Source organism: Burkholderia sp. 9777_1386 (genome assembly GCF_015712265.1).
Taxonomy (GTDB): Bacteria; Pseudomonadota; Gammaproteobacteria; order Burkholderiales; family Burkholderiaceae; genus Burkholderia; species Burkholderia cenocepacia.
In genome coordinates, this window is the sequence record NZ_JACCQB010000002.1 from 32,991 (window position 1) to 57,306 (window position 24,316).

20 protein-coding genes are annotated in these 24,316 nt (G+C 69.3%); 12 read left to right on the forward strand and 8 right to left on the reverse strand.

Annotation, left to right across the window (positions count from 1 at the left end; translation table 11 throughout):
- The first annotated feature begins 33 nt into the window (after positions 1-33).
- A complete protein-coding gene (locus tag H0X91_RS02225; RefSeq protein ID WP_034202519.1) occupies positions 34-1,878 on the forward strand; it encodes a sulfatase-like hydrolase/transferase in 1,845 nt (614 codons plus the stop codon).
- Between the two features lie 49 nt (positions 1,879-1,927).
- Here H0X91_RS02225 and H0X91_RS02230 read toward each other — a convergent pair whose 3' ends face one another.
- Complete coding sequence (locus tag H0X91_RS02230; RefSeq protein ID WP_006483763.1) at positions 1,928-2,821, reverse strand: LysR substrate-binding domain-containing protein; 894 nt, start codon at positions 2,819-2,821, stop codon at positions 1,928-1,930.
- Positions 2,822-3,120: 299 nt separating this feature from the next.
- Here H0X91_RS02230 and H0X91_RS02235 point away from each other — a divergent pair, with 299 nt between their 5' ends.
- Together H0X91_RS02235 and H0X91_RS02240 are read left to right on the forward strand one after the other, a co-directional pair.
- A complete protein-coding gene (locus tag H0X91_RS02235) occupies positions 3,121-3,759 on the forward strand; it encodes a hydrolase (RefSeq protein ID WP_006483761.1) in 639 nt (212 codons plus the stop codon).
- Between the two features lie 210 nt (positions 3,760-3,969).
- A complete protein-coding gene (locus tag H0X91_RS02240) occupies positions 3,970-4,692 on the forward strand; it encodes a haloacid dehalogenase type II (protein ID WP_006492048.1) in 723 nt (240 codons plus the stop codon).
- Between the two features lie 230 nt (positions 4,693-4,922).
- On the opposite strand, the gene H0X91_RS02245 is transcribed toward H0X91_RS02240, so the two are convergent.
- Positions 4,923-5,714 (reverse strand): hypothetical protein, encoded by a 792-nt coding sequence (locus tag H0X91_RS02245; RefSeq protein ID WP_012493252.1) that lies wholly within the window; start codon positions 5,712-5,714, stop codon positions 4,923-4,925.
- A gap of 93 nt (positions 5,715-5,807) precedes the next feature.
- A complete protein-coding gene (locus H0X91_RS02250; protein ID WP_012493251.1) occupies positions 5,808-6,767 on the reverse strand; it encodes a LysR family transcriptional regulator in 960 nt (319 codons plus the stop codon).
- Positions 6,768-6,922: 155 nt separating this feature from the next.
- Here H0X91_RS02250 and H0X91_RS02255 point away from each other — a divergent pair, with 155 nt between their 5' ends.
- The 3 genes from H0X91_RS02255 to mmsB all read left to right on the forward strand — a co-directional run bounded on the left by H0X91_RS02255 (position 6,923) and on the right by mmsB (position 10,797).
- Positions 6,923-8,242 carry an MFS transporter gene (locus H0X91_RS02255; RefSeq protein WP_006485292.1) on the forward strand — a complete coding sequence of 440 codons (1,320 nt, stop codon included), beginning with the start codon at positions 6,923-6,925 and terminating at the stop codon, positions 8,240-8,242.
- A gap of 114 nt (positions 8,243-8,356) precedes the next feature.
- On the forward strand, positions 8,357-9,883 hold the full coding sequence (locus H0X91_RS02260) for a CoA-acylating methylmalonate-semialdehyde dehydrogenase (RefSeq protein ID WP_196432770.1): 1,527 nt from the start codon (positions 8,357-8,359) through the stop codon (positions 9,881-9,883).
- A 23-nt stretch (positions 9,884-9,906) separates the two neighbouring features.
- Positions 9,907-10,797, forward strand: coding sequence for a 3-hydroxyisobutyrate dehydrogenase (gene mmsB, locus H0X91_RS02265; protein WP_012493250.1), 891 nt, complete (start codon positions 9,907-9,909; stop codon positions 10,795-10,797).
- 127 nt (positions 10,798-10,924) lie between these two features.
- On the opposite strand, the gene H0X91_RS02270 is transcribed toward mmsB, so the two are convergent.
- From H0X91_RS02270 to H0X91_RS02285, 4 genes are all read right to left on the reverse strand, one after another.
- Complete coding sequence (locus tag H0X91_RS02270) at positions 10,925-11,257, reverse strand: hypothetical protein (protein WP_034178297.1); 333 nt, start codon at positions 11,255-11,257, stop codon at positions 10,925-10,927.
- Positions 11,258-11,481: 224 nt separating this feature from the next.
- Positions 11,482-13,896: a cytochrome c gene (locus H0X91_RS02275; RefSeq protein WP_196432771.1), complete on the reverse strand. Its 2,415-nt coding sequence runs from the start codon at positions 13,894-13,896 to the stop codon at positions 11,482-11,484.
- A complete protein-coding gene (locus H0X91_RS02280) occupies positions 13,886-14,389 on the reverse strand; it encodes a (2Fe-2S)-binding protein (protein ID WP_058902944.1) in 504 nt (167 codons plus the stop codon). The genes H0X91_RS02275 and H0X91_RS02280 overlap by 11 nt, the downstream gene beginning before the upstream one ends.
- A gap of 175 nt (positions 14,390-14,564) precedes the next feature.
- Positions 14,565-15,722 carry an FAD-dependent monooxygenase gene (locus H0X91_RS02285; protein WP_006483550.1) on the reverse strand — a complete coding sequence of 386 codons (1,158 nt, stop codon included), beginning with the start codon at positions 15,720-15,722 and terminating at the stop codon, positions 14,565-14,567.
- 301 nt (positions 15,723-16,023) lie between these two features.
- On the opposite strand from H0X91_RS02285, the gene H0X91_RS02290 reads away from it, so the two are divergent.
- The 5 genes from H0X91_RS02290 (at position 16,024) to H0X91_RS02310 (ending at position 21,839) form a co-directional block, all read left to right on the forward strand.
- The gene (locus H0X91_RS02290; protein ID WP_006483547.1) at positions 16,024-16,776 is read left to right on the forward strand and encodes a maleate cis-trans isomerase family protein; all 753 of its coding nucleotides are present in this window, start codon (positions 16,024-16,026) and stop codon (positions 16,774-16,776) included.
- Between the two features lie 27 nt (positions 16,777-16,803).
- Positions 16,804-17,634 carry an alpha/beta fold hydrolase gene (locus H0X91_RS02295; RefSeq protein ID WP_060212473.1) on the forward strand — a complete coding sequence of 277 codons (831 nt, stop codon included), beginning with the start codon at positions 16,804-16,806 and terminating at the stop codon, positions 17,632-17,634.
- A gap of 45 nt (positions 17,635-17,679) precedes the next feature.
- Positions 17,680-18,720: a hypothetical protein gene (locus tag H0X91_RS02300; protein WP_062885446.1), complete on the forward strand. Its 1,041-nt coding sequence runs from the start codon at positions 17,680-17,682 to the stop codon at positions 18,718-18,720.
- 19 nt (positions 18,721-18,739) lie between these two features.
- A complete protein-coding gene (locus H0X91_RS02305) occupies positions 18,740-19,393 on the forward strand; it encodes an isochorismatase family protein (RefSeq protein ID WP_006483545.1) in 654 nt (217 codons plus the stop codon).
- Between the two features lie 151 nt (positions 19,394-19,544).
- A complete protein-coding gene (locus H0X91_RS02310) occupies positions 19,545-21,839 on the forward strand; it encodes a xanthine dehydrogenase family protein molybdopterin-binding subunit (protein ID WP_196432772.1) in 2,295 nt (764 codons plus the stop codon).
- A gap of 25 nt (positions 21,840-21,864) precedes the next feature.
- Here H0X91_RS02310 and H0X91_RS02315 read toward each other — a convergent pair whose 3' ends face one another.
- Positions 21,865-22,311: a MarR family winged helix-turn-helix transcriptional regulator gene (locus H0X91_RS02315; protein ID WP_006491051.1), complete on the reverse strand. Its 447-nt coding sequence runs from the start codon at positions 22,309-22,311 to the stop codon at positions 21,865-21,867.
- A gap of 538 nt (positions 22,312-22,849) precedes the next feature.
- On the opposite strand from H0X91_RS02315, the gene H0X91_RS02320 reads away from it, so the two are divergent.
- Entirely contained in the window at positions 22,850-24,157 is a 1,308-nt protein-coding gene (locus tag H0X91_RS02320; protein ID WP_006491056.1) for an MFS transporter, read from the forward strand.
- Positions 24,158-24,316: the final 159 nt, after the last annotated feature.

Here is a 24,316-nt window from a genome sequence, read left to right on the forward strand (position 1 = left end):
CGGCACGAGCCGGCATGAGAGGAGACAGCCGACGTGAAAGACGATCAGGACACCCCCGCCACCGAACCCACCGCGCGACGCCAGTTCCTCAAGCTGGCCGGTGCGGCCGTCGCGTCGGCCGGCTTCGGCGCCGATGCGCTGGCCGCGAACCCGGCTGCCGGCACCGGAACGGTCGCCGCCGTCGATCCGGCGCCGGCCTTGCGCGGCGCCACCACCGCGCCTGCCGCGCCGCCCGCCGGCTACAACATCCTGTTCATCCTGACCGACCAGGAACGCCATTTCGACCGCTGGCCGTTCCCCGTGCCCGGCCGCGAAGCGCTGCGCCGCGACGGCATCACCTTCATGCACCACCAGATCGCCGCATGCGTGTGCTCGCCGTCGCGTTCGACGGTCTACACGGGCCAGCACATCCAGCACACCGGCGTGCTCGACAACGCGGGCCTGCCCTGGCAAAAGGACATGTCGCCGGACATTCGCACGGTCGGCCACATGCTGCGCGACGCCGGCTACTACGCCGCGTATCTCGGCAAGTGGCACCTGAGCGCGTCGATGCACGAAACCGCGAGCCCGTACACGGCGCCCGTGGCCGACTACAACCGCACGATCCGCGCGTACGGCTTCGACGACTATTTCGGCGTGGGCGACCTGATCGGCATGGTTCGCGGCGGCTACCAGTACGACGGGCTCACGGCGGAGGCCGCGGTGAGCTGGATGCGCAACCATGCGCCGCGCCTCGCGCAGGACGGCAAGCCGTGGTTCCTCGCGGTGAATCTCGTGAACCCGCACGACGCGATGTTCGTGAACACCGACACGCACGGCTCGACGGTGCAGGACGCCAACCACCCGATGCTCGGCAACGCGCCGCCGCCGAACGATGCGCTGTATCGCACGTCATGGCGCGACGTGCCGCTCGCCGCGTCCCGGCGGCAGCCGTACGACGAGCCCGGGCGGCCGCCCGCGCACGGCATGTTCAACGCCGCGCATGCGAATCTCGTCGGACGCTACCCGTTCACCGACGAACGCGTACGCCTCTATCAGGACAACTACTTCAACTGCATCCGCGATTGCGACACGCACGTCGTACGCCTGTTGCAGACGCTGCAATCGCTCGGCCTCGACGAACGCACGATCGTCGTGATGACGGCCGACCACGGCGACCACGTCGGCGCGCACCAGCTCGTCGGCAAGGGCGCGGCGGCCTACCAGCCGCAGAATCACGTGCCGCTCGTGATCCGCCATCCCGCGTATCCGGGCGGCATGCAGTGCGATGCGCTGACGTCGCACATCGACATCGCGCCGACGCTGCTCGGACTCACCGGCCTCGACGATGCGCGGCGCGCGACGATCCGCGGCAGCGCGCTGAAGGGGCACGACCTCACGCGCTGGCTCGCGAAACCGGCGGACGCGCAACGGCACGCGGCGCGCGACGCGACGCTGTTCAACTACGCGATGCTGCTGTACTACGACAGCGAATGGATGCTGAAGGAACTCGGCACGCTGCGGCAGAAAGGCGTGCCGGAGGACGAACTGCTGCGCCGCGCGCTCGCGCAGCAGCCGGATTTCCGGTTGCGCGGCACGATCCGCAGCGTGTTCGACGGCCGCTACCGCTTCACGCGCTATTTCTCGCCGCTCGAATTCAACCGGCCCACGACGCTCGACGCGCTGTTCGCGCGCAACGACGTCGAGCTGTTCGACGTCGCGCGCGACCCGGGCGAGATGCGCAATCTCGCGATCGACCGCAAGCGGCACGGCGAGCTGCTGCTCGCGATGAACGGCCGCCTGAACGACCTGATCGACAGCGAGGTCGGCGACGACAGCCCGGACGTGATGCCGATCCGCGACGGGAAGGTCCAGGTGCAGATCCGCAAGTGGCACTGACCACCTGAACGCACGGGAGCGCGGGCGGCGCCGCGCCGCGCGCCGCCCGTCAATCCTTCCGGATGTGCTCGGCCAGGAAGTCGATCAGCAGCCGCACGCGCGGCAGCAACCCGCGCCGCGACGGAAACACCGCGTGCACCACGCCGCCCTTCGGCGCCCAGCCGGGCAGCACGTCGATCAGCGTGCCATCGCGCAGGTCGTCCTCGACGACCATGCACGGCAGTTGCACGATGCCGACGCCATGAATCGCCGCATCGCGCAACGCGTGCATGTCGTCGGTCACGAAGCGCGGGTGATGGCGCAACTGCGCGTGCTCGCCGTTCGGCCCGACCAGTTGCCAGACGTGATGCCGCGCCGGCCCCCAGTCGAGGCTCGGCGCGCCGATCAGCCCGGCCGGGTCCGACGGTGCGGCGCGCCCGTCCAGCCAGTGCGGCGCCGCCACCAGCCGCTGCGGGCTGTCGGCCAGCACACGCATCACGAGATCGCTGTCCTCCAGCGGCGGGAAGCGCACGCGCAGCGCCAGATCGAAGCCTTCGCTCAACAGGTCGACGCGGCGATTCGTCGCCTCGAGGTGCACGTGCACCTGCGGATGAATCGCCATGAAACGGGCAACGAGTGCGCTCACGCGGTATTCGAGCAAGGCGGTCGGGCAGCTCACGCGCACGATGCCGCGCGGCTCCGCGTGCCGGCGCTCGATCACCTCGCGCGCGGCGTCGGCTTCGACCAGCACGGCGAGACAGCGCTCGTAGAATTCGCGCCCGGTTTCCGTGACCGTGAAATGGCGCGTCGTGCGCTGCAGCAGCCGCACGTCGTACTGCGCTTCCAGCGCCGCGATGCGCCGGCTCAGCGTCGATTTCGGCACGTCCAGCGCGCGCCCGGCCTGCGTGAAGCCGCCGTGTTCGACCACCTTCACGAAATAGTAGAGGTCGTTCAGGTCATCCATGATTGTTCCACCCATAGAACACTGACGGCATTTTAAGGGACTGGAACACCCGTTGTTGCACGCTTAGCATCGTGTTTCGACGTGGATCGGTGTCGTCGAGGCAAGCGGGATTTTTTTCAGCCGACTGCCTCGCTCGTCCGCACGATTCACTAAGCTTGGAGCAAACGCCTGCCGTGCAACCGGCGTCGGACGTTTGCGACGGCGCGAGCGTGCAGCCGCGGCGAGTGTCCCGACACCGCGGCCGCCGGCCCGGACCCTCGGGATTTCCCTCACTTCCTGCTCTGTCTCTGGAGGCAACCATGGCAAGCGAACCGATTCGCGACCCCGCGAACGACCACCTGCTCACCCCGCAGAACGCCGCGTTCATCGTCATCGATTACCAGCCGGTCCAGGTGAACTCGATCGCGTCGATGGATCGCCAACTGCTGATCAACAACATCGTCGGCGCATCGAAGGCGGCGGTTGCGTACGACCTCCCGATCGTCCACTCGACCGTCAACGTGAAGACCGGGCTGAACAAGCCGCCGATCCCGCAACTGCGCGCGGCGCTCGAAGGCTATCCGACCTACGACCGCACGAGCATCAACTCGTGGGAGGACGTCGAGTTCCGTCAGGCCGTCGAGGCGACCGGCCGCAAGAAGCTGATCATGACCGCGCTGTGGACCGAAGCGTGCCTGACGTTCCCGGCGCTCGACGCGCTGAAGGCCGGCTACGAGGTGTACGTGGTCGTCGACGCGGTCGGCGGCACGTCGGTCGCCGCGCACGAAGCCGCGCTGCGCCGCATCGAGCAGGCCGGCGGCCAGATGATCAGCGTCGCGCAGCTGTTCTGCGAATTGCAGCGCGACTGGGCGCGCAGCGCCACCGTGCCCGCGTTCATGAACCTGTTCATCGAAACCGGCGGCACGGCCGGCATCCAGTTCTCGTACGACAAGAGCTGACCGGCCCGGCGCGCGCGGCGGCCGGTGCCGTCCGGCCGCCGCACGCCATCGCCCCGCTCGCCGGCCCCGTGCGACCGGCGCGCGAGCCCCGCACCGCGGCCTTCCGGGCCGCGTTGTCGTATCCGTGATTCAATGTCGATCGAACCCGCGCCGCGCCATCCGGCGGCACGGCGATGTGAACTCTCATCGAACGACCTTCACTGGATCACCATGACGAACCCTGCCGAAATCAAGGCGCTCGTTTTCGATGTCTTCGGAACGATCGTCGACTGGAGAAGCGGTGTCGCACGCGGTGCCGCCGCCTTCCTGGACCGCCACGCGCCGACGCTCGACCCGTTCGCGTTCGCCGATGCGTGGCGCGCCGAGTATTCGCCGTCGATGGAAGAAATCCGCAGCGGGCGCCGCCGCTACGTGCGGCTCGACGTGCTGCATCGCGAGAACCTCGTGCGCACGCTCGACCGCCTCGGGATCGACGACGTGCCCGATGCCGACATCGACGCGCTCAATCTCGCCTGGCACCGGCTCGATCCGTGGCCCGATGCCGTTGCCGGGCTGCACCGGCTGAAGCAGCGCTACATCATCGCGCCGCTGTCGAACGGCAACATCCGGCTGATGGTCGACGTCGCGAAACACGGCGGGCTGCCGTGGGACGCGATTCTCGGCGCCGAGGTTGCCCGCGCGTACAAGCCGTCGCCGGCGGTCTATACCGAAGCGGTCGAGATTCTCGGCCTCGCACCGGCCGAGCTGTGCCTGGTGGCCGCGCACAACGGCGATCTTGCCGCCGCGCGCGGGCTCGGGCTGTCGACCGCATTCGTGCTGCGGCCGACCGAGCACGGGCCCGGCCAGACGACCGACCTGCGAGCCGACGATGCGTGGGATTTCGACGTCAGGGATCTGAACGAGCTCGCGGATCGGCTCGGTTGCCCGGGTTGAAGGCCGGGGTCGGTGCGCGTCGCAGCGCACGACGGGCCGCGAGGCGGCGCCGGCGGAACGGCGCATCGAGGCGAAATAGCAGCGGCCGCGTGTCGTCCATCCGCGTATGCAGGAAATGCGGCCACACGTGCTCGGGCCGGCACTCGAACGTCCACCGCGAACGAATTTCCACGACCGTCTCCTCGCGGCTGTCGGTGCGGACATGACGGCACAGGCGTGCCGCGCCTCCGCTACTTCACCACCGCCCGCCACGCGGTGCGCGCATAGACGAGCAACAAGGGCAGCAGCGCCAGCGCGAACAGCATGCTCAGCGCGAGCACCCACACCGGCCATTGCTGCGGATTCCCGTGCGCCCAGTAGCGGTACGGCACGCTCAGGAATGCCATTTCCATCAGCAGCGCACCGAGCGGCACGAGCCCGTTCAGCACTGCCGCCATGCCGAAGCGGGCCGCGCCGTCGATCTTCTTCCCGGCCCCGTACGCCGCGATCAGGTAGACGAAATAGCCGATGATCGCGACCACCACCGCGCCGCCCGCCAGCAGGCCGATACTGCGCACGCTGCGCTCGTGCAACTGTTGCGCGCCCGGCGGCAACACGACATCGACCTTCTCGCCGAGATCGGGCACGGCGCCCGAGCGAATGTTGCCCGGTAGCGTGATGCGTTCGCCATCCGGCATCACGGCTTCCAGGATCGACGTGTACTTGATGCACCGGTACGACGAGGTTCGCCCCGAACTGTCGCGGCGCTCGCAGGTGTCCCATTCGGACCGGTAGGACACGACGGTCGCTTCGTATGTCGGCGACACCGTCAGCACGTAGAGCTCGTCGCCGATCCAGTACGCGAACGGGAACAACAGCGACACCAGGCAAAAACACACGAGCCACCAGAACGCAACCGCGCCGCCCGAGCCGCGCTTGCCGCCCGTCTGGCGGCGCACCATGCGCGACGCGAGCCAGTAAGCGACCACGCCGAATACCACCACGCACACCACGAAAACCTTGCCCGCATGCGTCAAAGCCATCTGCCTTTCCCCCGATAGCCGGTCGAGGCGCCGCCGGCCGTTTTGTCATCCAGATCGATCGTCGCGTCGCCGTCGCGACATCCTCGTCGACCGCTATTCCTGCTCGCCGACGAATCGCAGCGTCCCCGATTCTCCCGACAGCAACGCGCGGTTCGCATCGGCCGCCGCGCGCAGGTAATCCCACAGCGCGGTCACACGCCGCAGCTTGCGCAGATCCTCGCGGCACGTCAGCCAGAAACACCGCGTGACGACCACGTCGTTCGGCAGCACCGGCACCAGCGCCGGCTGCGTGGCCGCCATGAAACACGGCAGGATCGCCAGGCCGCCGCCCTGCAGCGCCGCGAAAACCTGCGCGATCACGCTGGTCGTGCGCAAGCCGGCCGTCGCGCCGGGCACCGCGCGGTCCAGGTACAGCAGTTCGTTGCTGAACGCGAGATCGTCGACGTAGCTGATGAACGCGTGCTGCGCGAGATCGTCCGTACAGGTGATCGGCGCATGGTTCGCCAGATAGTCGCGGGTCGCATAGAGCCGCAACTGGTAGTCGCACAGCTTCGTGACCACGTAAGGCCCGCGTTCGGGCCGCTCGAGCGTGATCGCGAGATCGGCCTCGCGTTTCGGCAGGTTGACGAAGTGCGGCACCGGCAGCAGGTCGACCGTCACGTGCGGATGCGCGGCGCGGAACCGCGCGAGCTGCGGCGCGAGGAAAAAGCAGCCGAACCCTTCGGTCGACCCGATCCGCACGTGGCCCGACAGCGCCTCGCCGGTGTTCGCGACCTGGTCGCACGCGGACTGCACGGTCGTCTCCATCGCATCCGCATACGCGACGAGCCGCTGCCCTTCCGCCGTCAGCGTGAAGCCGCCGGAGCGCGACTTGTCGAACAGCAGCGTGCCCATCGCGGCCTCGAGCGCGCGGATGCGCCGTGCGACGGTCGTGTAGTCGACGCCGAGCCGCTTCGCGGCGCCGCTCGCGCGCTGCGTGCGCGCAACCTCGAGGAAAAAGCGCAGGTCGTCCCAGTTCAGGTTGCCGGAAACCGGCTCGGTGGCATGTCGCATCGGCGAAGGAAAAAGGCGGGCGTCTCCGGGCCGGCCGTCGATATGCATAAATGCACATCCAACCGGTTTCTTTATCGGTACATCATGAATCTGCGCATAACTATACTCGACCGTGACCTGCGGACCATGAACCGCGGCACCACCACGGAGACACCATGCAAACGCGATCCACCCTCGATGAGCATGCGACCATCGCGACGCCGGCGCCCGAGCGCACCGCGAAGCACTACCTGCTGGCCGGCTGGGCCAGCATGGCCGGCACCACGATCGAGTGGTACGACTTCTTCCTCTACGGCACGGCCGCCGCGCTCGTGTTCAACCGCATCTTCTTCCCGTCGCTGGACCCGGTCGTCGGCACGCTCGCCGCATTCGGCACGTTCGCGGTCGGCTTCATCGGGCGGCCGATGGGCGGCATCGTGTTCGGCCACTTCGGCGACCGCATCGGGCGCAAGTCGATGCTGATGATCACGCTGCTGCTGATGGGCGTGCCGAGCATGATCATCGGGCTGATCCCGTCGTACGACAGCATCGGCTACTGGGCCGCCGCGCTCTTGATCGCGATGCGTTTCCTGCAGGGCATGGCGGTGGGCGGCGAATGGGGCGGCGCGGTGCTGATGGCCGTCGAGCACGCGCCGAAGGGCCGCAAGGGGCTGTTCGGCAGCCTGCCGCAGACGGGCGTCGGGCTCGGGTTGATCCTGTCGTCGGTGGCGATGGCCGCGGTGGCCGCGCTGCCGGAAGCCGACATGCTGTCGTGGGGCTGGCGCGTGCCGTTCCTCGCGAGCATCGCGCTCGTCGGCCTCGGCTGGTTCATCCGCGCGAAGGTGCCGGAATCGCCCGACTTCGAGAAGGTCCGCAAGCAGGGCAAGGCCGAGAAATCGCCGGTGACGGCCGCGCTACGCCGCCATCCGCGCGAGGTGCTGACGATCGTCGGCGCGCGCGCCGCCGAGAACACCTGGTTCTACATGGTCGTCACGTTCGCGCTCGCTTACGCGACGCAGCAACTGCATCTGCCGAAGGCCGAGATGCTGCACGCGATCACGGCCGGCGCGGCGCTGTCGCTCGTCACGATGCCGCTGTGCGGGCATCTGAGCGACCGCATCGGCCAGCGCCGGATGTTCGCGATCGGCCTCGTGCTGATGTGCGCGTTCGCCGCGCCGTTCTTCATGATGCTCGGCACGCAGCAGACGTCGACCGCATGGTGGGCGATCGTGCTCGGCCTCGGCGTCGTGTTCCCGATCCTCTATGCGCCGGAATCGCTGCTGTTCGCGCAGCAGTTCCCGGCGGAAATCCGCTACAGCGGCATCTCGCTGTCCGTGCAGCTTGCCGGCGTGATCGGCGGCGGCTTCGCGCCGATGATCGCGACGTCGCTGCTCAAGGCCGGCGGCGGCCAGCCGCACTACGTGATCGCGTACCTCGTCGGCTTCGGCGTGTTCGCGCTCATGTGCACCGCGTTGATGCGACCGGCGCGCGCGTAGCGCACCGCCCGCCTTCATTCGATTTCAGTTCGACCTGCCGTCCGCCGTCGCCGCACGCGCGGCGGACGCAGGCCACCCTTTTGCTTCGCACCACCGTTTCCCGGAGAGAGTTCCATGAACGCCGCAGTTCCCCAGACCACCCTCGCCCTGCCCACCGCCAAGCTGCTGATCGACGGCGCGTTCGTCGATTCGCGCAGCGCCGAATGGGGCGACATCGTCAACCCCGCGACGCAGGAAGTCATCGGCCGCGTGCCGTACGCGACGCTCGACGAGGTCGATGCCGCGATCGCCTCCGCGCAGCGCGCGTTCCAGACCTGGAAGACGACGCCGATCGGCGCGCGGCTGCGCATCATGCTGAAGTTCCAGGATCTCGTGCGCCGCAATCTCGAACGCATCGCGCACACGCTGACGGCCGAGCAAGGCAAGACGCTGCCCGACGCGCAGGGCGACATCTTCCGCGGCCTCGAGGTGGTCGAGCACGCGTGCTCGATCGGCACGCTGCAGCAAGGCGAATTCGCGGAGAACGTCGCGGGCGGCGTCGATACCTACACGCTGCGCCAGCCCATCGGCGTCTGCGCGGGCATCACGCCGTTCAATTTCCCCGGGATGATTCCGCTGTGGATGTTCCCGATGGCGATCGTGTGCGGCAACACGTTCGTGCTGAAGCCGTCCGAGCAGGACCCGCTGTCGACGATGCAGCTCGTCGAACTCGCGATCGAGGCCGGCGTGCCGCCAGGCGTGCTGAACGTCGTGCACGGCGGCAAGACGGTGGTCGACCGCCTGTGCACGCACCCGGACATCAAGGCGATCTCGTTCGTCGGCTCGACGCGCGTCGGCACGCACGTGTACAACCTCGGCAGCCAGCACGGCAAGCGCGTGCAGTCGATGATGGGCGCGAAGAACCACGCGGTCGTGCTGCCCGATGCGCATCGCGAGCAGTCGATCAACGCACTCGTCGGCGCGGGCTTCGGCGCGGCCGGCCAGCGCTGCATGGCGACGTCGGTCGTCGTGCTGGTCGGCCAGGCGCGCGACTGGCTGCCCGATCTCGTCGAAAAGGCGAAGGCGTTGAAGGTCAATGCGGGCGCGGAAGCCGGCACCGACGTCGGCCCGGTCGTGTCGAAGGCGGCGAAGGCGCGCATCCTGTCGCTGATCGACGCCGGCGTGAAGGAAGGCGCGACGCTGCTGCTCGACGGCCGCGACGTGAAGGTGTCCGGCTACGAGCAAGGCAACTTCGTCGGCCCGACGATCTTCTCCGGCGTGACGACCGACATGTCGATCTACCAGGAAGAAATCTTCGGGCCGGTGGTGGTCGTGATGGAAGCCGACACGCTCGACGACGCGATCGCGCTCGTCAACCGCAACCCGATGGGCAACGGCGTGGGCCTGTTCACGCAGAGCGGCGCGGCCGCGCGCAAGTTCCAGAGCGAGATCGACATCGGCCAGGTCGGCATCAACATCCCGATTCCGGTGCCGGTGCCCTACTTCAGCTTCACCGGTTCGCGCGGCTCGAAGCTCGGCGATCTCGGCCCGTACGGCAAGCAGGTCGTGCAGTTCTACACGCAGACCAAGACGGTCACCGCGCGCTGGTTCGACGACGACGCGACGGCCGGCGGCGTGAACACGACGATCGCGCTGCGCTGATGCCGAGCACGAGGAGCCTGCACATGGAAATCGCATTCATCGGACTCGGCAACATGGGCGGCCCGATGGCCGCCAACCTGCTCAAGGCCGGCCACGCGCTGACGGTGTTCGACCTCGACGCGCACGCGGTCGACGCCGCGGTGCGCGCCGGCGCGACGGCAGCGGCGTCGCCGCGTGAAGCCGCCGCGCGCGGCTCGTTGATCATCACGATGCTGCCGGCCGCGCAGCACGTGCGCGCCGTCTACCTCGGCGACGACGGCGTGCTAGCCGGCGCGCGCGCCGGCGCGACGCTGATCGACTGCAGCACGATCGATCCGGGCACCGTGCGCGCGGTGGCCGACGCCGCCGCGCAGCGCGACTTCCCGCTCGCCGATGCACCCGTGTCGGGCGGCACCGGCGGCGCGCAGGCCGGCACGCTGACCTTCATGGTCGGCGCGGACGCGCCGCTGTTCGAGCGCATCCGCCCGGTGCTGCTCGACATGGGCCGGAACGTCGTGCACTGCGGCGGCACCGGCACCGGCCAGATCGCGAAGATCTGCAACAACCTGCTGCTCGGCATCTCGATGATGGGCGTATCGGAAGCGATGGCGCTCGGCGCCGCGCTCGGCATCGAACCGGCCGTGCTGGCCGGCATCATCAACACGTCGACCGGCCGCTGCTGGAGTTCGGACGCGTACAACCCGTATCCGGGCGTGAGCGACACGGCGCCGGCCGCACGCGGCTATGCGGGCGGCTTCGCGGCGAACCTGATGCTGAAGGATCTCGGGCTCGCGACGGAAGCCGCGCGCAGCGCGCATCAGCCGGTCTGGATGGGCGCGCTCGCGCAGCAGCTGTATCAGTCGATGAGCCAGCAGGGGCTCGGCACGCTCGACTTCTCCGCGTGCGTGAAGCTGTACGAGGCGCAGCCGGCCTGACCTGCCCGGCCGACGCCGGACGTGCGTCGACCCGCGACGTGCCGGTACGGCATCGCGGGTCGGTTTGCCGGCGGGGGAAGAAAAACGCGGGCGGCGGCGTCATGCCGCCGGTCGGTCAACCGGTCGGTCAACCGCGCGGGTTCGACGCCGTCTCGAAGGTCGGATGGCACTCGAACGCGAGTTCGGAGCGGGCGTCGACGCGGCGGCCGCCGGTCAGCGATTCCTGCTTCACGCTTGCGCGCATCCCGCGCTGCGTGCAGTAGTTGGTGGCTTCGTTGACGGCCTTCTCGTGGGCGTCGGCCCACGTCGTCGACACGCCGATCGTGCGCGTCGTCACGGTGAATACGTTCGGGTTCGACGTCGCGGTCACGTCGGAAGCAGTCGAACACGCGGCGAGCAAGCATGCAGCAGCCGCAATGGTCAACCATCGCAGGGTTCGAAAAGAGACTGGAATGGACATGGAGGGCAGGCGCACGCCGGTCGACGTGCATTGAACAACATAGGCGACAGTATGCCTGCTCGATCGCCGGAGATCATGCCCCTTTCGGTGAACACATTGTTTCGAATGGTTAAACGATGGCCAAATCTGGCAAGAATTACAGCCGTCGCCGGCCATCGTTTTCGTTCGTCAGGTCATTTCGCCCGGCATGCCCGCCGGCGCGGCCGCTCACGCCGGCGCGACGGTCAATGTGCACCCGCCTGACGGATTCGAGCGGATGCTTCCGCGAGGTTACGCCACGCCGGCTGCCCCGGCGCGTAGCGCGCGCGGATGTACGCGGCAAGCTCGGCCATCTGCCGATCGTCGAAGGCATCGCCGAAGCCCGGCATGTAGCCGAGCCGGTCGGTGGCCGGCTGGTCGATCCCGTGGTGCAGCACGCGCAGCAGGTTGTCCGGCGTCGCCTGGCTGACGCTCGTGTTGAGCCCCATCAGCGGACGCACGCCGAAATGCCCGACACCGCCCGATTCCGCATGACAGACCGCGCACGCGGCTTCGAACGCGCGGCGGCCGTTCTCGAGGCCGAGCGTCGCGACGGTGTCCGCGCCGCGCGCGTGGCCGGCGGCCGCGTTCGCGGCGACCGCCGCATCGACGGGCGGCGACAGCGACGCCAGATAGTGCGCGATCGCCTGCACGTCGGACTCGGGCAGCGCCGCGAGCCCCGCGACGACGGGCGCCATCGGCCCGGCCGCGACGCCGTGCTGCGCCGAGAACCCGGTGCGCAGATAGTCGAACAGCGCGCCTTCGGTCCATGGCACCGGCGCGGCCGGCGACGCGACGAGCGGCGGCGCGACCCATCCTTCCGCTTCGCCGCCCGACAGGTAGGCGAGGCCGCCCTTCTCCGCGCCGAGCGCGTTGCGCGGCGTATGGCAGGCGCCGCAGTGTCCGGCGCCGTCGACCAGATACTTGCCGCGATTCCACATCGCCGAACGCGCCGGGTCCGGCGCAAACGGCCGCGCGTCGTGATACAGCCAGTTCCAGCCGGCCACGAGCCGCCGCTGGTCGAGCGGGAACGGCAGCTTCGTCTTCGGCGGCACGTGCTTCACCGGCGGCTGCGACATCAGGTACGCATAGAGCGCGAGCAGATCGGGCTCGCTCAGCTTCGCGAATGCGGTGTACGGAAACGCCGGATACAGGTGCGAACCGTCGCGCGAGATGCCTTCGCGCATCGCGCGGGCGAACGCCGGGTATGACCACGCACCGATGCCGGTGTCCGGATCGGGCGTGAGGTTCGTCGTGTAGATCGTGCCGAACGGCGTATCGAGCGCGAGGCCGCCCGCGTTGGTCGCGCCGCCGGGCGCCGTGTGGCATACCGCGCAATCGCCGGCGAGCGCGACCTGGCGGCCGCGTTCGAGCATCGCCGCGCTCCACGTCGCGCCGTCCGCGCCGCCGGGCGCCATCGACGCAACGGGCGCGATCGGCGCGGGGCCCGGCAGGATCGCGCACGCCAGCCCGATCAGCCCGCCGACCACCCCGCCCGCGCCGCCGCCGGCCAGCCAGCGGCGCCAGCGCGACGCGCGGCGCGGGGCTGCTTGCCGGCCGTCGCCGGCATCGACCGGCACCGGTTGCGCGAGCGCGGCGCGAATGTGCGCGGCATCGAACGGCGGTGCGCGAAACCGCACGCCCGTCGCGTCGTACAGCGCGTTCGCGATCGCGGCAGCGGCCGGCGCGGCCGCCTGTTCGATCCGCCGCGCATCGTGTTCGGACAGGTCACCGTGCGCGCGACGCGCGGCCGCGTCGACTGCAATCAGTTCGTGCGCGATCGCGTCGGCCCGCTCGCCGGCACCGGTCTCGTCGTGCGCGGGCCGCGCGGACAACCGTGCGCCCATCACGCGGGAAATCGCGGCCTCGATCTGCCACGCGGGCAGGCCGGCCAGCGACGCGTCGCCCGGCTCGCCGGTGCCCTGCCCGGCCACCACGCGCCGCACCGAGACGTCGCCCGTCGCGCAGTCCACGTCGAGATCGACGACCCACGCGGACCAGCGCGGATCGCGGTCATGGTCGGCATCGTCGCCGGATGCGGTTGCGTGCGCATCGACACGCTCGCCATCGAACGCGAAACCGCGACCGCTGACACGCGACGCCGCGTTCGCCCCGGCCGCGGTCGGCACGCCCCAGGCGGCGCGTTCGCTGACCATCCGGATCGTTTCGCGCGGCCCCGCATCGCGCTCGGCATCGAGATGCTGCAACCGCAACGCGACCGGGTCGCGCCGCAACGCGCCCGCGAGTTCGTCGACGAAGGACTCGCGGGCAAACACGTGCGCGTGACCGGGAATCGCGCCATCTTCATCGGCCAGTTCGATCGACGTCTGCGCGTGCCGGTAGACGAATGGCGATGCGGGGCCGCGCCCGGCACGCTCGTCCACACCGCGAGCATCGTCCCCGCCCGCGCCGGCCGCCTGCGCGCGATAGCGCCAGGTCGTCATCCGGCCGTCGGGCGCGGTCCGTGTTTCGATATCGAACGATGCATGCGTGTACGCAGCGCCGATCGGCCACGCGTAGCGCGCGCGATGCGGGCGCGATGCGTCGGCGGCCGCGTCATCGGGCGGCGCCGGTTCCGTCACGCGCGCCGGCGCCACGGGCGAACCTGCGTCATGCTTCATCGCCGCCTCGCAGATAGCGTGCGGCGCGATGCACCGCGCGAATGATCTCCAGATGCGTGCCGCAACGGCACAGGTTGAAGCGCAGCGCATCCCGGATCGCCGCATCGTCGGGCGCGGGGTTGCGATCGAGCAGCGCCTTCGTGCTCATGATCATCCCGTTCAGGCAATACCCGCATTGCGCGGCCTGCTCGTCGATGAACGCGCGCTGGATCGGATGCGGCGCGTCGCACGACCCGAGCCCTTCCAGCGTCGTGACGTCGCGTCCATGCGCGGCGGCGGCCGGCACGACGCATGAACGCGTGGGCTGCCCGTCGACGAGCACCGTGCACGCACCGCATTGCCCGAGCCCGCAGCCGTATTTCGGGCCATTGAGCGCGCAGTCGTTGCGCAGGACCAGCAGCAGCGGCGTGTCGGGCATGGCGTCGGCGACGGTGTACGGCGTGCCGTTCACGCGAAACGCCAGCGGCCGCGGCGGAGAAGCGGGATGGGACATTGATCGATCCGGAATGCAGAATGCGGGCCGAGTCGGCCGGCGGCGGGCACGGCCGCCGGCTGGCGCTTGTCGGCGCGCGCCTGACATATAACACGCCGAAATGCGTGCGTTGCGGCGCATCGGCCCCGCACCGGCGAGGCGGCTGCACGGCGCCGGCCGGCGCGGGCGCCGCGCGTCAGGCCGCGGCCGCCACGTTGCTGCGCGACGGCGCTTCGAGCGGCACGTCGAATACGTCGTATCCGAACACCCACGACGGATCCTCGTTGGTGCGCAGCCACGTGTTGTTGTGCGACACGAGCTGCACCTTCGACGCGCGCGCCGCGCGGTTCGCCTCGTACAGCGCGAACGCACCCGCATGGTCGCCGATGCCGACCTCGTCGAGACAGCGCGCGAGCATCGCCGCATCCTCGATCGCCATCGCCGCGCCCTGCGCCATGTGCGGCTTCATCGGATGGCACGCGTCGCCGAGCAGCACGAGACGGCCGCGACTCCACAACGGCAGCGGATCGCGTTCCAGCAGCGGCCATTTGGTGATCGACGGCGAGACGTCGATCAAATGCTGGATGTCGGCGTGGAAACCGGCGAACGCCTCGCGCATCTCGTCGCGGCTGCTGTCGACCATCGACACGCCTTCCGGCCACTCGGCCTGCGGCACGCCGGTCACGTAGTAGTACTCGTCGCGCTTCTCGGTCACGTAGTAGACCATCATGTGGCGATCCTCCGACCACCACTTCACGCACATGTCGTACGGCTTGTTGCCGAGCAGCGCGGCCGGGAACACCGCGCGGTGCGCGACGTAACCGGTGTAGCGCGGCGGTTCCGCACCGAGCAGGTGCTCGCGGATCCGCGAATTCACGCCGTCCGCGCCGATCGCGATGTCGGCCGTCTCGACGCTGCCGTCGGCGAACGTCAGGCGCACGTCGCTGCCGGTGTCCTCCACCGCCGCGAGCTTCTTGCCGAAGCGGATCGTGCCGGGCGTCACCGCCTGCGTCATCAGCGCATGGAAATCGCCGCGATGCACGGTCAGGTAGCGCGCGCCGTAAGTCTTGCGCGCGTATTCGCCGAGCGGAATCTGCGACAGCACGTCGGCCGTGCGCCAGTCGCGGCTGTACCAGAAATCCGGATGCGAACCCATCGTTTCCAGCGCGTCCTCGCAGCCGATGCGCCGCATGATCTTCATCACGTTCGGGCCGAGATGGATCCCCGCGCCGAGGCGCGAGAACGCGGGCGCCTGCTCGTACAGCGCGACGTCGTAGCCGCCGCGCTGCAGCAGCGCAGCCGCGGCCGTGCCGCCGAGACCGGCGCCGATGATTGCGATACGGGGTTTGCTCATGCGGATCTCCTGATCGTGGGTGGCCCGTTGCCGAACACGGTGCGAGGACGGGCGGATTGAATGGCGTTTATGTAGCGTACACACTCAATTTATTCAGGACAAGCGGATTGTTGATCGACATCGACACATTCGGGAAAACACTAATAAATCGACAAAATACCGCGCGCAACAACAATCCAGCCGTGCCGAACGTCATTTTGATCCATTGCCATTTTCAAATGTACACACTAGACTTTGCCCAACATCCGGCGATCCCGCGCCAGCGTGCCGCCCCCTCCTTACCGACACGGAGCCTCCCGTCATGAGCAAGACCTACCGCATCGGCCAGATCGTGCCGAGTTCCAACACGACGATGGAAACGGAAATTCCCGCGATGCTGCGGCTGCGCGAAGCGATCCGCCCCGAGCGCTTTACGTATCACTCGAGCCGGATGCGGATGAAGAAGGTCGTCAAGGAAGAACTCGCGGCGATGGACGCCGAATCGGACCGCTGCGCGGTGGAACTGAGCGATGCGCGCGTCGACGTGCTCGGCTACGCGTGCCTCGTCGCGATCATGGCGATGGGGCACGGCTACCACCGCGTGTCGCAGGCGCGCCTCACGAAGCACACGGCCGACAACGGCGCGCAGGCGCCGGTGCTGACGAGCGCGGGTGCGCTGGTCGACGCGCTGAAGGTGATCGGCGCGAAGCGCATCGTCGTCGTCGCGCCGTACATGCTGCCGCTCACCGAGCTGGTGGTCGACTACATCCGCAACGAAGGCTTCGACGTGCTCGCGTACCGCGCGCTGGAAATCCCCGATAACCTCGACGTCGGCCGCCACGATCCGGCGCGCCTGCCCGACATCGTGAAGACGCTGCCGTACCAGGACGCCGACGCGATCGTGCTGTCCGCGTGCGTGCAGATGCCGTCGCTGCCCGCCGTCGCGAAGGTCGAGGCGATGACGGGCAAGCCGGTGATCACCGCCGCGATCGCGACCACCTACGCGATGCTGCGCGAACTCGATCTCGAACCGGTCGTGCCGGGCGCCGGCGCGCTGCTGTCCGGCGCGTACTGAGCGCCGCCGCTACTTCGGAGCATCTTCATGTCCTCGACTTTCCTGTACGGCGCGAACGTCCGCGCCAACGGCATCCGCCAGCACTATCTGCGCTACGGCGGCGCGACCGGCGCACGCGCGTCGCGCCCGGCGATCGTGCTGATTCCCGGCATCACGAGCCCCGCGATCACGTGGGGCTTCGTCGGCGAAACCTTCGGCGCGGCGTTCGACACCTACGTGCTCGACGTGCGCGGCCGCGGGCTGTCGGACGCGTCTCCGTCGCTCGACTACGGCCTCGATGCACAGGCGGACGACGTCGCGGCGCTCGTCGCCGCGCTCGATCTGCCGCGCACGAGCCTCGTCGGCCATTCGATGGGCGCGCGGATCGCCGCGCGCGCGGCCCGGCGCGGCATCCGCGGGCTCGCCTCCGTCGTGCTGGTCGATCCGCCCGTCTCGGGCCCGAACCGCCGCGACTACCCGGGCAAGCTGCCGTGGTACATCGACTCGATGGCGCTCGCGCGTGCCGGCACGGACGCCGAAGGCATGCGCGCGTTCTGCCCGACCTGGACCGATGCCGAGCTGCAGTTGCGCGCCGAATGGCTGCACACCTGCGACGAACGCGCGGTGCGCACGTCGTACGAAGGCTTCCACACCGACGATTTCCACGCGGATGCCGCGCAACTGGCCGTGCCGTCGCTGCTGATCACCGCCGAGCGCGGCGACGTGGTGCGCGACGACGACGTCGCCGAGCTGCAGCGCGCGACGCCGACGATGCGGCACGTGCGCGTGCCCGACGCCGGCCACATGATCCCGTGGGACAACGCGGCGGGCTTCTACGCGGCGTTCGGCGACTTCCTCGGCGCGCCGCTCGCGCCCTGAGCGCGGCGTCCGCCGCTTTCCTTCACGCCTTTACCGGAGCCGACGATGCCAGTCAGCGATACCCAACTGATCGACGCGTGGAAGCAGGTCCTCACGCTGTCGCGCCTCGAACCGGGCCAGACCGTCACGATCCTGACGAGCGCGGCCACCCATCCGCAGACGCTGTCGTGCGCGCTGATCGCGACGCAGTCGCTCGGCGCGATCGTCAACCGGCTCGACCTGCCGCCCGTCAACGGCGACAAGGCATTCAGCCGCGACCCGCTCGCCTACCTCGGCACGACGCCGCTGACCGGCAACCGCGCCGCGATCGCCGCGCTGCGCGAGAGCGACCTCGTGCTCGACCTGATGACGCTGCTGTTCTCGCCCGAGCAGCACGACATCCTGAAATCGGGCACGAAGATCCTGCTCGCGGTCGAGCCGCCCGAAGTGCTGGTGCGGATGGTGCCGACCCTAGCCGACCGCACGCGCGTGCTCGCCGCATCGAAGAAAATCGCCGCCGCGCGCGAGATGCGCGTGAGCTCGGCGGCCGGCACCGCGCTCGTGTGCCCGCTCGGCGAGTTCCCGCCGACCGCCGAATACGGCTTCGTCGACGCGCCGGGCCGCTGGGACCACTGGCCGAGCGGCTTCGCGCTGACCTATCCGAACGATCGCACCGCGCGCGGCACGATCGTGATCGATCGCGGCGACATCCTGCTGCCGCAGAAGCACTACGTGCGCGAGCCGATCGCGCTGACCGTCGAAGGCGGTTACGCGACGCGCATCGAAGGCGGCGTCGACGCCGACCTGCTGCGCGACTACATGGACACGTTCGCCGACCCCGAAGGCTATGCGATCTCGCATATTGGCTGGGGGCTGCAGCCGCGCGCGCGCTGGTCGACGCTCGGGCTGTACGACCGCGAGGCGACGATCGGGATGGACGCGCGCGCGTTCGAGGGCAACTTCCTGTTCTCGCTCGGCCCGAACAACGAAGGCGGCGGCAGCCGCACGACCACCTGCCATATCGACATCCCGCTGCGCCGCTGCACGGTCGAACTCGACGGCGAGACCGTCGTGCGCGACGGCCGCGTGACCGACCAACCCGCCTGATACCGACGAGCCCGACACCATGAACGATCTTTCCCGTCACGCCGAAGCGAACGTGTATCGCCAGCAGGGTTTCGGCACGCCGCTGCCGCCGCACGGCAACCTCGGCCTGCTGATCGTCGACTTCGTGGTCGGCTTCGCCGATCCCGCGACCTTCGGCGGCGGCAACATCGCGCCGGCGATCGCGCGCACCACGCATGCGCTGGCGCTCGCGCGCGAACGCGGCTGGCCGGTCGCGCACAGCCGCATCGTGTATGCGGACGACGGCAGCGACGACAACGTGTTCTCGCTGAAGGTGCCCGGCATGGCGACGCTGACCGAGCATCATCCGAACAGCGCGATCGTGCCCGAACTCACGCCCGCGCCGGGCGAACTGGTCGTGCGCAAGACCGTGCCGTCCGCGTTCTTCGGCACGCAGCTCGCGCCGTGGCTCGCGCAGCGCGCGGTGCAGACGCTGCTCGTCGCGGGCGCCGTGACGAGCGGCTGCGTGCGCGCGAGCGTCGTCGACGCGATGTCGCACGGGTTCCGCCCGCTCGTGCTCGCCGATTGCGTCGGCGATCGCGCGATCGCGCCGCACGACGCGAACCTGTTCGACATGCAGCAGAAATATGCGGCCGTGATGCCGCTCGACGATGCGATCGCGGCGATCGACGCCGTGCAGGCCCGCGCACGCTGAGTCGCGACGCATCGCGGGCGGCGCCGGTGCGCCGCCCGCGATTGACGCTGCGCTTTTGGCGACCTAGATTTCCTTCACGCGCGCCGCCGCCCCGCACGCTGCCCGACGCCATCGCCCGCCGGCCACGCCGCCCTCGACAGGACCTCTCCCCGTGAACCGCTCCGAACTGCTCGCGCGCACCGGCTGCCTGACCGTGATCCGGCCGCCCACGCCGCCCGTGAAGCCGGCGCCCGGCCAGCCGGGCAGCCTGTCGTCCTACGTGCCGGCGCTGCCCGAAGTCTTCGTCGCGATTCTCGACGACGGCCGCATCCTCGCATTCAACGGACACGTCGATCTCGGCACCGGCATCCGCACGTCGCTCGCGCAGATCGTCGCCGAAGAACTCGACGTGCCGGCCGCGCGCGTGACGATGGTGCTCGGCGACACGGCCGCGACGCCGAACCAGGGCCCGACCATCGCGAGCGCGACGATCCAGATTGCCGCGACGCCGCTGCGCTGCGCGGCCGCGCAGGCCCGTCACGCGCTGCTCGCGCTCGCCGCCGAGCGGTTCGGCGTCGACACGGCGCGGCTGGACATCGACGACGGAACGATTTCCGCCGAGGGACACACGATCACGTTCGCCGCGCTCGTCGCCGCGCGGCGGATCGCGCTGACGCTCGACCTGAACGCCCGCACGAAGGACCCTGCTCGATACCGGATCGTCGGCCGCGCGTCGCCGCGCGTCGACCTGCCCGCGAAGGCGACCGGCCAGCTCACGTTCGTGCACGACATGCGCGTGCCGGGCATGCTGCACGGCCGCGTCGTGCGGCCGCCGTACGCGGGCCACGACAGCGGCCCGTTCGTCGGCACGTCGCTGCTGGACGTCGATCGCGCGTCGGTGGCCGACGTGCCGGGGCTCGTGGCCGTCGTCGTGCTCGGCGATTTCGTCGGCGTGGTCGCCGAGCGCGAGGAGCAGGCGATCCGCGCCGCGCGCCAGTTGCGCGTGACGTGGCGGCCGCTGCCCGCGCTGCCGCCGCTCGACGAACCGGCCGCCGCGATCGCCGCCGCGCCGGCCAGACGGCGCGTGCTGCTCGACGAAGGCGACGTCGACGCCGCGCGATCGGAACCGGACACGCTCACGCTGTCGCGTACTTACGCGTGGCCGTTCCAGATGCACGGCTCGATCGGCCCGTCCTGTGCGCTCGCCGACTACCGCGCGCCCGGCGACGGGCGCATCACCGTGTGGTCCGGCACGCAGAATCCCGTGTCGCTGCGCTACGACCTCGCGACGCTCGTCGCGCGCGACGAAGCCGATGTCGACATCGTGCGGATGGAAGCGGCCGGCTGCTACGGCCGCAACGGCGCGGACGACGTGTGCGGCGACGCGCTGCTGCTGTCGCGCGCGGTCGGCCGCCCGGTGCGTGTGCAACTGTCGCGCGCGGACGAACATCTGTGGGAACCGAAAGGCGCGGGCCAGTCGATGCAGGTGACGGGCACCGTCACGCGCGACGGCCGCCTGCTCGGCTATGACTTCACGACACGCTACCCGTCGAACGACGCGCCGCTGCTCGCGGCGCTGCTGACCGGCGCGATCGCGCCCGAGCCGCGCGTGTTCGAGATGGGCGACCGCACGGCCGTGTCGCCGTATGCGAGCCCGCATCGGCGCTTCGTCTGCGAGGATCTCGCGCCGCTCGTGCGCGCATCGTGGCTGCGCGGCGTATCGGCCTTGCCGAATTCGTTCGCGCACGATGCATTCGTCGACGAATGCGCGGCGCTGACCGGCGTCGATCCGCTCGCGTTCCGGCTGCGCCATCTGCAGGATCTGCGCGCAACCGAACTGCTGCAGGCAGTGGCCGACCGCGTGGGCTGGACGCCGCGCGCGCCGCGCCCGACGAACGAACGCGAAGAACGCGACGCATCGCGGCTCGTGCATGGCCGCGGGATCGCGTATGCGCGCTACGTGCACAGCCGCTTCCCCGGTTTCGGCGCGGCATGGTCGGCGTGGATCGTCGACCTGAGCGTCGATCGCGTGTCGGGCGAGATTCGTATCGAGCGCGTGACGGTCGGTCAGGACACGGGCACGATGATCAACCCCGATGGCGTGCGCCACCAGATCCACGGCAACGTGATCCAGGTATTGAGTCGCACGCTGAAGGAACGCGTGCGGTTCGCGGACGGCAAGGTCGCGTCGCGCGAATGGGCGAGCTACCCGATCCTGACGTTCGCGGAAGTGCCGGACGTCGACGTCGTGCTGATGCCGCGGCAAGGCGAACCGCCGCTGGGTGCGGGCGAATCGGCATCGGTGCCGGGGCCGGCGGCGGTCGCGAACGCGCTGTTCGATGCCACCGGCGTACGGTTCTACGCCCCGCCGTTCACGCCGGAAACGGTGCGGGCCGCGCTGCGCGAAGCGGGCCGGCTGATGAGCGCGGAGGCGGCCCGCGCACCGGTCACCGCGGGCGCGACGTAGGGCGGCCCGCGCCGCGCGTCACCCGTCACGCGTCGCCGTCTTCTTCCATCATCTTGCGCAGCAGGAACTGCAGCGCGACCCGCTCGCCGGGATTGAGCGCGCCATACGTGCGTTCCGTCACCTGCCGCGCGAACGGCACCGTGCGGTCGATCAGCGCGAGGCCGGCCGCGGTTGCGCGCACGATCAGCTTGCGGCCGTCGTTCGGGTCGGGCAACACCTCGATCAGCGCTCGTGTCTTGAGCCGCTCGACGACGCCGCGAATCGTCGCCTGGTCGATCGCGGTCGCCTTGACGATGTCGTTCAGCGAACACGCCTGCCGCTCCTTGACCGCGCACAGCGTCACGAACTGCGCGGCCGTGAGATCCGAATCGGGAATCGCTTCCTGGAAAATCGAAACGTGCCGCTGATACGCGCGGCGCAGCAGATGCCCGACCTGGTCGTGAAAATCGTACGAATCCTTGGAAGACGCCATGAGAGTGCCGGCCCACGCCTGCATGCAAATGAAAGACAAGCAGTGTACACCCTCAAATCGGTGCGACCGGCGACCGGCCGGGCGCGTCATTGCGGTGCATCATGATTCGCGGCATCGCGTGCAAGTCGCGCGTGACGACCGCCCGATCGCGGCAATGCGTCCGACCATCGCATCGGTGCGCCGGCCGAGTCGCGCACCGTCGCAGCGCCTGCCGGACATGCGCTCGCGTGCTGCGGCAGATCTTCGTGCACACACTTCAATTTTGAGTGCATACGCACGAATTTCGTGCATGCCTCCCGCGATGAACCGACCTTTTCAGCGCACGCTCCATATCGAGCAAAACCCCTTTTCAAACACGGCCTTTTCTCATGCAAACGCTTGCTTTTCGGCGGCCATATCCATGCCTGTGCGCTTCGGTATTTTCTAGTGTGTACGCTACGTATTTGACGTGATATACAGACTCCAGTGCGCAGCGGAACGTCCGCTCGCGTCGATCGAGCCACCCATTCATCCGTCACACTCGAACAGGGGCAGTCCCATGTCTACCGCACACCCGAGCGCCGCCGTTTCCCCCGACGACGCGCTGCACGGCACTCTCTATCGCAAGGTCACGCTGCGCCTCATCACCCTCTTCTGCCTGTGTTACTTCGCGGCCTATCTCGACCGCATCAACATCGGGCTCGCGAAGCTCCAGATGCTCGATGCGCTGAAGTTCAGCGACACCGTGTACGGCCTCGGCGCCGGCCTGTTCTTCGCCGGCTACATCCTGTTCGAAGTCCCGAGCAATCTGGTGCTGCAACGCGTCGGCGCGAAGCTGTGGATCGCGCGGATCATGATCACGTGGGGTCTGCTGTCGGGTGCGACGATGTTCGTGCACACGCCGATGCAGTTCTACATCGTGCGCTTCCTGCTCGGCGCCGCCGAAGCCGGCTTCCTGCCGGGCGTGCTGCTGTACCTGACGCAGTGGTATCCCGATGCGCGCCGCGCGCGGATCGTCGCGCTGTTCATGGTCGGCCTGCCGCTGTCGAGCATGATCGGCAGTCCGATCTCCGGCTGGATCATGCGGGCGTTCGACGGCGCGCACGGGCTCGGCGGCTGGCAGTGGCTGTTCCTGCTCGAGGCGCTGCCGTCGGTGCTGCTCGGCTTCGCGGTGCTGCGCTGGCTGCCCAACGGCATCGAATCCGCGCAATGGCTGAACGCCGACGAGAAGCGGGTGCTGCGCGCGAATCTCGACGCCGATCCGTCCGGCAACAAGAGCCACGCGCTCGGCAAGGCGTTCTCCGATCCGAAGGTGTGGGCGCTCGGCCTGATCGACCTGTGCGTGCTGCTCGGCCTGTATGCGGTGAGTTTCTGGCTGCCGACGATCCTGCGCGACACCGGCGTGAAGGACGCGTATCACATCGGCTGGCTGATGGTGATCCCGAACGCCGCCGCCGTGCTCGCCACGCTGTACTGCGGCGCGAGCTCCGACCGCGCGCGAGAGCGCCGCTGGCATATCGTCGTACCGTTCATGGTGTCGGCCGTCGCGCTGGCGATCGCGGCTTCGTCGTCGCACGGCACGCTCGGCACGGTGCTGCTGTTCTCGCTGATCAACGCCGGCGCGGCCGCCGCGATGCCGGTCGTGTGGGCGCTGCCGTCGACGTTCCTGAAGGGCTCGGCCGCCGCCGGCGGCATCGCGTTCGCATGCTCGATCGCGAACCTCGGCGGCTTCGGCAGCACCTATTTCATCGGCTGGCTGCGCGATACGTTCCATTCGCAAAGCGCGGGCTTGTATGGTTTTGCCGCATGCATGCTGGTCGGCTGCGCACTCGCGCTCGCCTACCCGGCCCGGCTCGTGAACCGCTGACGCCTCGCGCCGCGCGCGCGACGCTCCCTTTTTACAACCGCGCCGCTCGCGCGGTCTGCTCCCACGCTCCCCACGTCCTCCCGCGCACGCCGCCATCGCGGCGCGTGCGCGCTGCCTGCCCCACGCCGCCGCCGTTCGCCGGTTTTTGCGCCGCACAGG